Consider the following 12,731-nt stretch of genomic DNA (forward strand, 5'->3'; position numbering starts at 1 on the left):
ATACGAAAAACCCTGTCTTATAAACAGGGTTTAGTAGCGAGAATGGCGACTTATATTTAATAATACACCTACTGCCATTAACATTAATGTCAAACTTGATCCACCATAACTTAAAAACGGCAAGGTAATACCCGTAACAGGCATCAGTCCTGTTACAACACCAACATTAATCATTACTTGAATCGCAATCATCGCCACAATACCTACTGCTAAAAACGTACCATATAAATCTGGCGCTCCTAATGCGATACGAATCCCGCGCCATAATAATAGACTAAATAATAATAACACAAATGAACCACCAATAAAACCTAATTCCTCGGATAAGATCGCAAATATAAAGTCAGTTTGCGGTTCAGGTAAATAAAGAAATTTTTGTCTACTTTGTCCAAGTCCAAGCCCAAATAATCCACCAGGTCCAATTGCAAGTAATGATTGGATAATTTGAAATCCACTTCCGAGCGGATCTGACCACGGATCTAAATATGATGTAATGCGTTTCATTCGATACGGTGCTGATGCAATTAACCCTACAAATCCTGCTACACCAATCAAACCAAACATTGCAAAGTGAAAGACCCTCGCTCCCGAAATGAATATCATAATGATACATGTCCCAACCATTACCGTTCCTGTCCCAAGGTCTGGCTGTAACATAATCATCCCAAAAGCAAGAAAAACAAAACTAAGAGCCGGTAATAAACCACGTTTAAAAGATGTAATCAATTTTTGACGTTCTGCTAAAAACTTTGCCAAGAAAATAATCATCGCAAACTTCATAAATTCTGACGGTTGAATCGAAAATGCTCCGATTCCAATCCAACTTCGTGCTCCTCCTCGAACAAGACCTACTCCAGGAATAAGAACGAGAATAAGAAGAATGAAGCAAACTAGCAAAATCACTTTTGAATACGTACGCCACACCCAATAATCAATTTTCATAATAAAAAACATAGCTACTACACCAAGACCCGCAAACAGTAATTGTCTTTTTGCAAAAAAGAATGAGTCCCCCATTTTATAAGAGGCCCAAACTGCACTCGCACTATAAACCATAATCATTCCGATTGTCAACAATGAAAGTGTTACGATGATGAGAATAAAATCAGGCGTTTTCTTCATTACCCACAAACACCACCTCTTTAGGCAGAACCTTTTGCCCTATGTAACAAAACATCAGTAGGTGTTAGCCTACTGATGTTTTGATTTACTTTATATAAGTTTATGCACAGCTTGTATAAAAATGTCTCCTCTTTCTTCAAATGTTTTAAATTGATCCCAGCTTGCACACGCTGGAGAAAGAAGAACGACATCGCCATCTTTAGAATGAGCATAAGCCTTCACCACTGCTTCATCTAAAGTATCGACACTTTCAATTATATCTAATCCCGCTTTTTCTGCCGCTCTTACTAGTTTGGGAGCTGTTTGTCCAAATGTTACAATCGCTTTTACATTTTTGAAATACGGAATTAAATCATCGAATTCATTTCCGCGATCAAGCCCACCTGCTAGTAACACAATCGGTTGTGTAAACGCAGATAGTGCTTTCTCAGTCGCTAACATATTCGTTGCTTTTGAATCGTTATAAAACTTACGGTTGTTAATCGTTGTTACATATTCTAAACGATGTTTTACACCCGTAAAACGTTTTAACACGACCGTAATTGCTTCATTAGAAGTACCTAATAATTTCGCAATACTCATCGCAGCTAAAATATTTTCTAGATTATGTTGACCAGGTAAAACGATATCGCTTACTTCAACAACTTTTTCACCTTTGAAATAAAGAGCGTTATCTTTTATACACGCGCCATCTTCAATTTCTTTCGTTGTCGAAAACAGGATTTTTTGACCTTTAGAATACGCAGACAAAGCCATCACATCTGCATCATCCGCATTTATTACACTATAATCATTTTCTGTTTGGTTTTTAAAAATATTTGCTTTCGCTAAACCATATTCTTTCTTCGTCCCATGATAATCTAAGTGGGCCTCAAATAAATTTAAAAACGCAGCAATTTTAGGTTGGAACAATTCTACTCCCATCAATTGAAACGATGAAAGTTCTGTAACTACAACTTCATTTTCTTTTGCATCCTGTGCTACTTCACACGCTACAGTTCCAATGTTCCCTGCAATTACAGGATGCTTTTGTCCTTCTTTTAGCATTTCAAATGTCAGCATTGTCGTCGTCGTTTTACCGTTAGACCCCGTAATCCCAACAAATGGTGCTTCTGAAATACGATATGCTAATTCAACTTCCGTAACAATCGGAATTTGCTTTTCTTTCGCAGCAACTAATATTGGATTAGAATACGGGATTCCTGGATTTTTTACTACAAGAGAAATATTTCTCTCTAATAATTCTAAAGGATGACCACCGCATACAACGTCCATTCCTTTTGCTTGTAATTCTGCAGCAAGTACATTCTCTGCTAAAGGCTTTCCGTCATTTACAATAACATTTGCCCCTAACTTTTGTAACAATGTAGCTGCTGCATAACCACTTTTTGCAATGCCTAATACAAGAATATTCTTATTTTGAAATTCAGTTACAGTTTTCAATTACATCCACACCCCGATATAAATTCCTAACACAGCTAATAAAAATCCTGCAGACCAAAACGTCACAACAACACGCCACTCTGACCAACCACATAATTCATAATGATGGTGTAATGGACTCATTTTAAAGACACGCTTTCCTGTTGTTTTAAATGAAATGACCTGAATGATAACCGATAAAGTTTCCATTACGAATACTCCGCCAATAATTACAAGTAGCAATTCTTGTTTTAATAAAATCGCTACAGCTGCAATGGCTCCACCTAAAGCTAATGAACCTGTATCTCCCATAAACACTTTTGCTGGATTCGCATTGAATACTAAAAATCCAAGTACAGCTCCTACAACTGCCATACAGAATATCGCCACTCCAAATTGCTCTTGTGCCACAGCAATAATACTAAATGCTCCAAATGCAATAGCAGCTGTTCCTGATAATAAACCATCTAAACCGTCAGTTAAGTTAACTGCATTTGATCCACCAATAAGCATAAATAGTACAAGTACGAAATACGCCCAACCTAATTCAAACTTAACATCCGTTCCCGGAATCATGATGTATGTGTGGAACGCTTGCCCTTTTCCAATTAAAAAGAATGCAATAGCAATAACAAGCTGACCTACTAATTTTTGTTTTGATGTTAAACCAAGATTTCTCTTCTTAACTACCTTTATGTAGTCATCTAAAAATCCAATCAAGCCGTAACCAAACGTCACTAATAGTAATAACGAAACCTCTGCACCTAAATAATTAAACTTAATCGCCATAATAAGTGAAGTTACCATCATAGATACGTATATGACGATACCACCCATTGTCGGTGTCCCTGATTTTTTTTGATGTGACTTTGGTCCCTCATCACGAATACTCTGTCCGAACTTTAATTTTCTTAAAAATGGAATAAACAATGGCGAAAGGGCAACAGAAATTAAGAATGCTACCCCAGCCGTTACTAATAAACCTTGCTCAAGCACATGTAGTCCTCCTCTCACGTTGTTACTCTTCGTTGCTTAAACGCCCTTTAATTGCTTCTTTAGCAACTTCACGATCATCAAAATGATGAACTTCTTTACCAATAATTTGATACGTTTCATGACCCTTACCAGCAATAATAATGATATCATCTGCTTTCGCTTTAGTGATTGCATGGTGTATCGCTTCTTTTCTATCAATAATCACTTCATAATTTTTCCCACTTGCACCATGTACCATATCATCTAAAATAGCCGCTGGATCTTCACTTCTTGGATTATCTGATGTGTAAATTGCATGAGTTGCATATTTTGTTGCAACACTTGCCATTATCGGTCTCTTCGTTCGGTCCCTATCGCCGCCACAACCAACGATACAATACACATCACCTTTTGCAAATTGTTTTGCAGTTTTTAATACATTTTCTAAACTATCCGGCGTATGGGCGTAATCAACAATAACTGTATAATTTTGTCCTCCATCAACAACTTCAAAACGCCCTGGAACCCCAGCTAGTTCTTTTATAACAGCAATGATTGTTTCTAATTTCACACCCGAAACAAGTCCTGCTGCTGTTGCTGCAAGTACGTTATATACATTAAATTTACCTATTAATTTCATCGTAACATTTACACTTTCATATGGTGTGACAAGCGTAAATGTAGTCCCGCCACTCGTCATAACGATATTTTTTGCCATAATGTCACTTGTTGTATCAATACCATATGTTACAACTGTTGCTGCAGTACTTCTCATATACTCTTCTGTTACATTATCATCGCTATTCAGCACAGCGTACTTTTCACGATTATGATTATAACTATTGCCAAGCTGTGCAAATAGTAACCCTTTTGCATGTTTATATTCTTCCATCGTTTTATGATAGTCTAAATGATCTTGTGTTAAATTCGTAAACACCGCTACATCGTAATCACATCCGTGTACACGACCAAGATCTAACGCATGTGACGAAACTTCCATTACCGTGCTGTCCACACCTTGTTCAACCATTTTTGAAAACGTCTGTTGAAGTGTTAGTGCATCTGGTGTTGTATTTTTCACCTCAAATGTTTCATCACCGATTTTCATATTAATCGTTCCAATTAGCCCTGTTTTATGACCATGTGCTCGCATAATCTCATCCATAATATGCGATGTTGTTGTCTTTCCATTTGTACCTGTAATTCCGATTAAATGTAACTTGTGTGTCGGTTGACCATAAAAATAATCAGCTAAAACCGCTAACGAACGAAAAGTATTTTTCACAAGTACAACTGGAACGTCAACATCAATTGGTCTTTCCGCAACAATAGCAGCCGCTCCTTGTGCCGCTGCTTGCTTAGCAAAATCATGGCTATCAACCGTATATCCTTTCATACATACAAATAAGCTTCCCTCTTTCACTTTACGTGAATCAGCTTCTATAGATGTGATTTCTGGATTTTCTTTTGGAACAACTGGAAAATCATGCAAACATGATACAAGTGTATGCAACTTCATTTCACTAAACCCTCTCTACATTGTTTATTTATCTTTTTTCAGTAAGCAACACATTACCTCCTATATAAGGAGGTAAGTGCTACTGACCTATTTATGAATGAGACACTTACTGTCTCAAATTAAGTAACTGTTCTATAAAGAACTCACTTCCACCAATTGTACCATAAAACGTACTATGTTACCTTTAATTCCCGAAGTAAATTCTAATTTTTGAGCCTTCTTTTACTTTAGCTCCCGCTTCTGGTGATTGTTTAATTACTTTCTCTCCATCTCCACTTATATCAAGCTTCAAATCGACGAGTTGTGTTTGTAAGTCTTTCTTTTTCATTCCAATTAAATTCGGAACTTCCACAGTTGGTGTATCGCCCCATTTATATTCTTTCTCAACTTGTTCTTTTCTCGGTTTCACTCCCATAACAGGAAGCGCATCTCGAAGGATATTCCCGACAATCGGAGCTGCTACCACTCCACCAAACTGTGTAACCCCTTTTGGATTATCAACAGCTACATACACAACAATCTCTGGATCATCCGCTGGAGCAAATCCGATAAAAGATACTATATAATTATTCTCTAAATATTTACCATCCTTCACCTTTTGAGCAGTACCCGTTTTTCCACCTACGCGATATCCATCAATATAAGCACCTTTACCAGAACCTTTCGCTACAACATTCTCTAATGCATAACGAACTTTTTCTGAAGTTTCCTTGGAAATAACTTTTCTTTTCTCAACAGGTGTCTTTTTACTAACAACTTGATTATTTTTCGGATCAATAAACTCCTTAGCTATATACGGCTGATACAATGTTCCACCATTTACAGCCGCCGCTACAGCTGCTACTTGTTGAATCGGCGTAACAGAAACTCCTTGGCCGAATGAAGTTGTTGCTTGCTCTACTGGACCAACTTTATCTAAATTAAATAAAATCCCACTGCCTTCACCTTGCAAGTCAATTCCAGTCTTCTGCCCAAAACCAAAATTACGAATGTATTTAAATAATCGGTCTTTACCAAGGCGATCACCAAGTTCAATAAATCCCGGGTTACATGAGTTTTGAACGACTTCTAAAAACGTTTGACTGCCATGACCTCCTGCTTTCCAGCATTTCAATCTAGCTCCACCTACTTCAGCTGCTCCATCATCATAAAACGTATCCTTCTCTAAGTCTACTAAATTTTCATTCAATGCTGCAGCTAATGTAATGATCTTAAATGTTGAACCAGGCTCATACGTACTCCATACAGGTAGATTTCTGTTATACACTTCTGGAGAGACACTTTGAAAATCCGCTGGGTCAAAACTCGGTCGACTAGACATCCCTAAAACTTCACCATTTTTAGGGTTCATTGCAATCGCAATCATACCGTCAGGATTATAAGTTGACTCCGCAATATTCATTTCTCTTTCCATAATCCTTGTAATACGCGCATCGATTGTTAATCCTAAATTTAAACCGGCTTCTGGCTTTTTGAAATCATCACCAACATTAGGCATCCTTTGTCCTTTCGCATCTGCAAAAAAACGCACATGACCTTTGTCCCCATTTAGCTCTTTATCATAATATTTTTCTAGTCCCATAAGACCTTGGTTATCGCTACCTGCAAAACCTAATACATGTGATAAAAAGTTTCCAAATGGATAGTACCGGATAGAATCCTCTGCGATATACACGCCCTTCAGACTTAATCCTCGTACTTCTTTCGCTTTGTCATGTGATATTTTCCTTCCGCCTTTATCTAACCTTACAATCGATTCTTTTTTTGTAATCCTTTTATAAATCTCATCTTTTTCCACACCTAATACTGCAGCTAACTTCTCTGCAGTCTCCGCTGGTTTTTCAATTTGCCTCGGTACAACAAAGACAGTTGGAGCACTTTTATTCGTGGCAAGTTCCACACCATTTCGGTCTAAAATTTTCCCACGTTCGGGTTCAAAAGTAATATTACGACTCCATGAATCTTTCGCACGATCCGTTAACATATTCCCAAGAAAAAATTGCACATATCCAAGACGAATATCGATAATCGTGAAAATAAGTATACCTGATATAAGTATAAAAATAAGTCGTTTTCTAACTGTTACATTTGATACACGCATATTGGAACAAGCCTCCCTTACGCCTAGCTTGTTCCAATATATGCTTGTACTTATTTAATTAGAACTTATTCTCTTTTACCATTACGGCTTTTCTGCTTCTTGCTGTGGTTCGAGTGGCGGTACGAGTGTGACACCTAATTCTGTACCAGGTTGTAATAATGTTCCTTCCGCCACACTTTGTTCTGTTACGTATCCTGTACCAGAAGGTTTCAAGTTAAGCTGTAATGTCTTCGCTAAATTCATAACATCACGCAGTGCCCATCCTTGTATATTTGGCATTGTAGGCTTATCTCCTACCAAGAAGACTCGGTCGCCTTTTAATGTTTGTTCAGTCGCTTTTGGTACTTGTTGCTGTACTTTCCCTTCACCTAGTACAATTGGACGAAGTTTTGCTTTATCAATCGCTTTCCCCGCTTCAGCCATCGTTTTACCATTTACATCCGGAACAGTAGTTTGTTGTTCTTTCAGATGTTTTTTCGGATCTTTAACTTCATTTGGCTTAATCTTTAAATACTCTAAACTATTTTTTGTTACATATTTAAAAATATCAGCTAACGGTTGTGCACCGTTCTCATCATCTTTTAATTTAGGCTGTTTAACAGCTACATACACAACAAGTTGTGGATCGTCCATTGGTGCCATACCTAAGAATGAGAATATATAATTCTGTCTCCCTGTCATATAGCCGCCTTTTCCATCCGGAATTTGCGCTGTACCTGTTTTACCACCAACTGAATATCCATCAATTTTATAAGCTGTCCCTGTACCTTTCGGAGATGTAACAACACGTTCTAATAATTGTCTTACTTGCGCTGCTGTTTCCTTTGTAACAGGTTTTCCTACTTCTTCTGGCTTATGTTCTAATTTTACTTTGTCTGTTATCGGATCTACAATTTTATCAATTGCATAAGGTTTCATCATTTTCCCATCATTTGCAATGGCCGTTGCAGCTTGTACAAGCTGAATTGGTGTTACAGTGGAACCTTGTCCAAAAGCTGTTGTCACTTGTTGTATTTGCTGATCAAATAAAATTGTATTCGATCCTTCACCTGATAAATCAATGTTCGTTTTTTCATCTAATCCAAAACTATGAATATATTTTCGGAAACGTTCTGGACCAAGTTTTTGATCTCCTAAAATTGCAAACGCTACGTTTGAAGAACGCTCTACCCCTTCATCAAACGTGATAGAGCCCCAACCAGCACCACCGTTATGATCTTTTATTTTCCTATTTCCGACTTGATATGTCCCGGACTGATAATAATCTTGGCCTTTGTACACACCTTCATTAATAGCTGCCGCTAACGTGAAAATTTTCATTGTTGATCCAGGTTCAAATGCATTGGCAATTGCGTCATTGAAGAAATATTTAATTTGACGATCATTAGGGTCATAACTAGGTTTAGTAGACATCGCTAATATTTTCCCAGTTTTCGGATCTGCAACAATCCCTATTAAACTTTCTGGCTCATATTGCTTACTTGCTGCTTTCATCGCGTCTTCTAAATAACTTTGGACACGTTGATCGATTGTTAAATAAGCGTTATCTCCATTTTTAGGTGCCTTTACATTAACTTTTCCCCCATCAAGGGACACACCTTTACGATCACCTGTATATGCTACTTCTCCGTTCGAGGCACTTAAGTATTTATCCAAGCTTTTCTCTATGCCAAATTGACCTACCGAGGTTCCATTCTCATTTGGTTTTGCATGACCTATAACGTAAGATGCAAAATCACCGTTTGGATACACCCTTGCATTTTCTGTAATAAAAGATATTCCCGGCAACTTCAACGCTTCTATTTGTTCCTTCTTTTCTTTCGTCAAATCCTTGCCTAACGTTCCAAATTCGACTTGACTTCTACCTTCCTTATTTAAAGAAGCTAAAATATCCTCTTCGCCTTTTCCAAGTACTCCTGCAATTTTCTTTGCAGTATCTTCTTTATTCTCAACTGAGTTAGCACCTTTTAGTGCAGCTACCATTTTGTAAGAGTTTGCGTCTTGCGCTAACACATGACCGTTTTGATCATAAATGGTTCCTCGGTTCGCTTCAAGAACTCCTTTTTTACTATGCTTTTGTTTAGCAAGTGCATCTAAATCCTGATTATGAACTGTTCCTGTTGATTGTATGTAAAAAAATCGGGCTAATAACAGCAAAAAGAGCAGGAGGAAAAATATCATAAAATAACCTGCTCCCTTATTGGTATGAAATTTAGTCATATTCTTCTTCATCGTTCCTTCACACCTATTGCCTTATTTGAGGCCTTTCACATTATTCGCATTAATTTCTAGCCCGTGTTTTTTTGCAACTTCAGCGATTCGTTCATAGCGACTTAACTTCTCTACTTCAGCTTGTAATTCTTGATTTTCTTTTTGCTGCTGTACAATTTTTTCTTCTATCGTCGCTGCTTCTACATTAACTTGATAAAGGCCTGCTTTATTTCCAATAAACGCGACACAGGCATACAATAAAAAGCCAATAAACGCTACATACAACAGTTTTTCGATTCTTGTAATTTTCGCTTTAACCTTCGGCTTAGCCATCTGCTGTGGGGGCGTTTGAATTTGCACCTCTTCTTGCGCTTGTTGTTTGTACTTTACAGCTAAATTAGTCATACCTCTCTCTCCCTTTTATCGTTTTTCAGCGATTCTCAACTTCGCAGAACGCGCACGATTATTTTCTTCTAGCTCTATATCAGAAGGTAAAATCGGTTTTCTTGTAATAAGCTTTAATTTCGGCTTAAATTCATCAGGAATAATCGGTAATCCTGGCGGCAATTGTGGCGTTGTACTATTTCGCTTAAACGTTGTTTTACAAATACGATCTTCTAATGAATGGAATGTTATAACACTAACTCTTCCACCTGGCTTAACCATCTCAATAGCAGATTCCAATGCTTCTTCAAATACTTTTAATTCATCATTTACAGCTATACGAATTGCCTGAAACACTCGCTTAGCAGGATGCCCACCCGTTCTACGAGCTGGAGCCGGAATACCTTCTTTAATTAGCTCTACTAATTCTCCTGTCGTTTCAATAGCTTTATTCTCACGATAAGCTTCAATTTTTCTTGCAATTTGTTTTGAAAATTTCTCTTCACCGTATTGGAAGAAAATCCTTACAAGTTGTTCATATGACCAGCTATTTACAACATCATACGCTGTTAATGGGGCATCTTGATCCATCCGCATATCTAGCGGTGCATCATGATGATAACTAAAGCCTCGTTCTGGTGTATCTAATTGTGGGGATGAAACACCTAAATCAAATAAAATACCATCTACTTCTGTTATACCTATTTCCTGCAGTTTTTCAGCTAAATAACGGAAGTTACTCTTTACTGTTATAAACTGTTCACCGTATGAAGAGAACTTTTCTTTCGCGTTTTGAATCGCTATCTCATCTTGATCAAACGCTATTAATTTTCCACCTTCAGTTAATTGGGATAATAAATAAGAACTATGTCCTCCTCCCCCCAGTGTACAATCTACATATGTACCATCTGGCTTTATATCTAAGCCGTCTACTGTTTCCTTTAAAAGCACTGTTACGTGTTTAAACATTGTTGCACCTACTCTTTTTCCAATTAATTATGTTGAATGTATCCCTTCCTCTAAACACATATTTCACGCTTAGAGAATGAAATAATACGAAAGAACGACTCATTTAACTTACCAACAAAGGCAACATACTATACAAATCGCTATTTTCTTTTATTATATACTAAATTTTATCATCTTTTGCGGGAATTTAAATAAAAAACTGTCGAAAAAGCGAATAATACGTTTACATTTTGTGCTATTTTGTCATATATTTAAGTATCCAACACAATTGCCATATCTAACATTTTTTGATTGATAATTCAGAAAAAAATCACTTCACAGTAAATTCAACGGAATAAAAATAAAATCCTGCTCCAAAGAGCAAGATTTTATAGTTTTATAACATGATGTTTTCCGTCCCAAGAAAAAGGTTTTTCCATTACACGATCAACGAAATCCAAACCAAACTGATTTAAATAATAACATACATTCCACACACGTTCTTGCGGCGCACCTAATGGACGAAGTGCGAATTGTATACGGCGGAATTTATTTAGCTGAACCTCATACTTTTTCTCAACATTTCTTTTCAACATTCTTTCCAACAGTTCAATTTGTTCATTAATTTTCAATTCGTTTTTCCCTGCAAACGCACCTAACCCTGGCTCTATTTTCTTTACAAATTGCTGTAAAGATGTATGAATATCGGCAATTTCTTTTTTCGCCTTTTCAAAATGATCATCAATCGGTTCCTCTATTTGATTAGACAACCAGTTTTCACGCAGTTTATCGACATCATTTAAAAACGGATCAATTTCTCTCAATTGCAGATCGAATAAATCTGTCGCTATATCTCTCTCCACATAAGTAATTGTAAGACGAGGAACGACAGGTGGCATCTGAAAACCGACAGTATGGAATACTTGTTGTAATTCACTCCAATAAGCTAATTCCCCTGGACCTCCAATAAATGCGAGCGTAGGAAATACATACTCTTGCATAAGAGGACGTGTTACAACATTATTACTAAAACGTGCCGGATTTCTCTCCATCTCTTCAATCAACTCTTCGTATGAAAAGGAATACGCCCCATCCTTTCCAACAAACTTACCTTGATGCTCTTCAAGCAATACTCGTTCATTATCTATTTCCATGAATATATGCACTGCATGAGACTTCGTTTCAATAATCGGTTTGTATCCTAGTTCTTTAATTACTTCCTGCTGATTACGAAGGCCCTCTTGCACCTCTTTATACTTACTTATAATTCGCTTGAAAAATGGAATTTCTAACTTTCTTAATTCAGGATGATGTGAATCAACAAGGATTAAACCAGAATTAGCAAAGATTTTCGTAATAAGATGAGCAAAGAAATCTACATACGTATTCGATTTTTTCAAAGCATCATCAACAAATTTTAATACATCTTTTGTAAAATTTGTTTCTGGGTATGTTTTAAAAATCTCTTCAATCCAATTTCTACAATCTTCCACAGAAAGTTCAGACTCAGAAGCACTTGCCTTTTTCGGATTACGGTCATAAAAAATAGTTTTTTTCATCTTTTTATTTTTCGCTACAAAAGTATGATTAATCTCATCCATATCATGGTCTTCACCCGCAATCCAGAAGACAGGGACAACTTTAACTCCTAAACTTTCTTCCTTTTCCTTTGCAAGCTGTAAAATTGAAATAACTTTATGAATTGTATAAAGCGGTCCAGTTAATAACCCCGCTTGTTGTCCAGCTATAACAACATATGTATTTTCATCTCCAAGCGCTTTTACATTTTGAAGTGTAGATTCTCCCGCTTGTAATTTTGTATTATATTCTAATAAATGCGCTACTAAATCTTGGCGGAAAAACTCCCTTTCACGCAAATCATGTAAACGTTGTTTAAAAGCATCTTCTGTTAACATATAATCAAAACATGACTGTATCTCTTTTTTACCGTTCATATAGTCCGCTACAATACCTTGTTGCGGAACAGAGATTTCTTTTATCTCCATATAATTCTTCCTTTCGTATCCAGTTCTCTCACCAATCCACATT

At 36.8% G+C, this 12,731-nt stretch carries 9 protein-coding genes; all 9 read right to left on the minus strand.

The features are described from left to right. Positions 1–30: 30 nt before the first annotated feature. The gene (gene spoVE, locus DN407_RS19305) at positions 31–1,122 is read right to left on the minus strand and encodes a stage V sporulation protein E (RefSeq protein WP_000753520.1); all 1,092 of its coding nucleotides are present in this window, start codon (positions 1,120–1,122) and stop codon (positions 31–33) included. A 90-nt stretch (positions 1,123–1,212) separates the two neighbouring features. Next, positions 1,213–2,565: a UDP-N-acetylmuramoyl-L-alanine--D-glutamate ligase gene (murD, locus tag DN407_RS19310; RefSeq protein ID WP_000860116.1), complete on the minus strand. Its 1,353-nt coding sequence runs from the start codon at positions 2,563–2,565 to the stop codon at positions 1,213–1,215. Then, on the minus strand, positions 2,566–3,540 hold the full coding sequence (mraY, locus tag DN407_RS19315) for a phospho-N-acetylmuramoyl-pentapeptide-transferase (protein ID WP_000893060.1): 975 nt from the start codon (positions 3,538–3,540) through the stop codon (positions 2,566–2,568). Between the two features lie 22 nt (positions 3,541–3,562). Continuing rightward, complete coding sequence (gene murE / locus DN407_RS19320; RefSeq protein WP_000766316.1) at positions 3,563–5,038, minus strand: UDP-N-acetylmuramoyl-L-alanyl-D-glutamate--2,6-diaminopimelate ligase; 1,476 nt, start codon at positions 5,036–5,038, stop codon at positions 3,563–3,565. Between the two features lie 184 nt (positions 5,039–5,222). Then, positions 5,223–7,139: a stage V sporulation protein D gene (locus tag DN407_RS19325; protein ID WP_001266237.1), complete on the minus strand. Its 1,917-nt coding sequence runs from the start codon at positions 7,137–7,139 to the stop codon at positions 5,223–5,225. Between the two features lie 81 nt (positions 7,140–7,220). Then, a complete protein-coding gene (locus tag DN407_RS19330; protein WP_000739958.1) occupies positions 7,221–9,371 on the minus strand; it encodes a penicillin-binding protein in 2,151 nt (716 codons plus the stop codon). 21 nt (positions 9,372–9,392) lie between these two features. Further along, entirely contained in the window at positions 9,393–9,755 is a 363-nt protein-coding gene (ftsL, locus tag DN407_RS19335; RefSeq protein ID WP_000182804.1) for a cell division protein FtsL, read from the minus strand. A 15-nt stretch (positions 9,756–9,770) separates the two neighbouring features. Next, the gene (gene rsmH, locus DN407_RS19340; protein WP_000472508.1) at positions 9,771–10,703 is read right to left on the minus strand and encodes a 16S rRNA (cytosine(1402)-N(4))-methyltransferase RsmH; all 933 of its coding nucleotides are present in this window, start codon (positions 10,701–10,703) and stop codon (positions 9,771–9,773) included. Between the two features lie 368 nt (positions 10,704–11,071). Continuing rightward, the gene (bshC, locus tag DN407_RS19345) at positions 11,072–12,688 is read right to left on the minus strand and encodes a bacillithiol biosynthesis cysteine-adding enzyme BshC (RefSeq protein ID WP_149216598.1); all 1,617 of its coding nucleotides are present in this window, start codon (positions 12,686–12,688) and stop codon (positions 11,072–11,074) included. Between the last annotated feature and the right edge of the window lie 43 nt (positions 12,689–12,731).

Source organism: Bacillus sp. JAS24-2 (assembly GCF_008274905.1).
In the GTDB taxonomy this organism is placed as follows: domain Bacteria; phylum Bacillota; class Bacilli; order Bacillales; family Bacillaceae_G; genus Bacillus_A; species Bacillus_A cereus.

Coding starts and splice junctions, on each gene's coding strand:
- DN407_RS19330 (WP_000739958.1), bottom strand. CDS start 9,371: ATGAAGAAGAATATGACTAAATTTCATACCAATAAGGGAGCAGGTTAT.
- bshC (WP_149216598.1), bottom strand. CDS start 12,688: ATGGAGATAAAAGAAATCTCTGTTCCGCAACAAGGTATTGTAGCGGAC.
- rsmH (WP_000472508.1), bottom strand. CDS start 10,703: ATGTTTAAACACGTAACAGTGCTTTTAAAGGAAACAGTAGACGGCTTA.
- spoVE (WP_000753520.1), bottom strand. CDS start 1,122: ATGAAGAAAACGCCTGATTTTATTCTCATCATCGTAACACTTTCATTG.
- DN407_RS19325 (WP_001266237.1), bottom strand. CDS start 7,139: ATGCGTGTATCAAATGTAACAGTTAGAAAACGACTTATTTTTATACTT.
- murE (WP_000766316.1), bottom strand. CDS start 5,038: ATGAAGTTGCATACACTTGTATCATGTTTGCATGATTTTCCAGTTGTT.
- ftsL (WP_000182804.1), bottom strand. CDS start 9,755: ATGACTAATTTAGCTGTAAAGTACAAACAACAAGCGCAAGAAGAGGTG.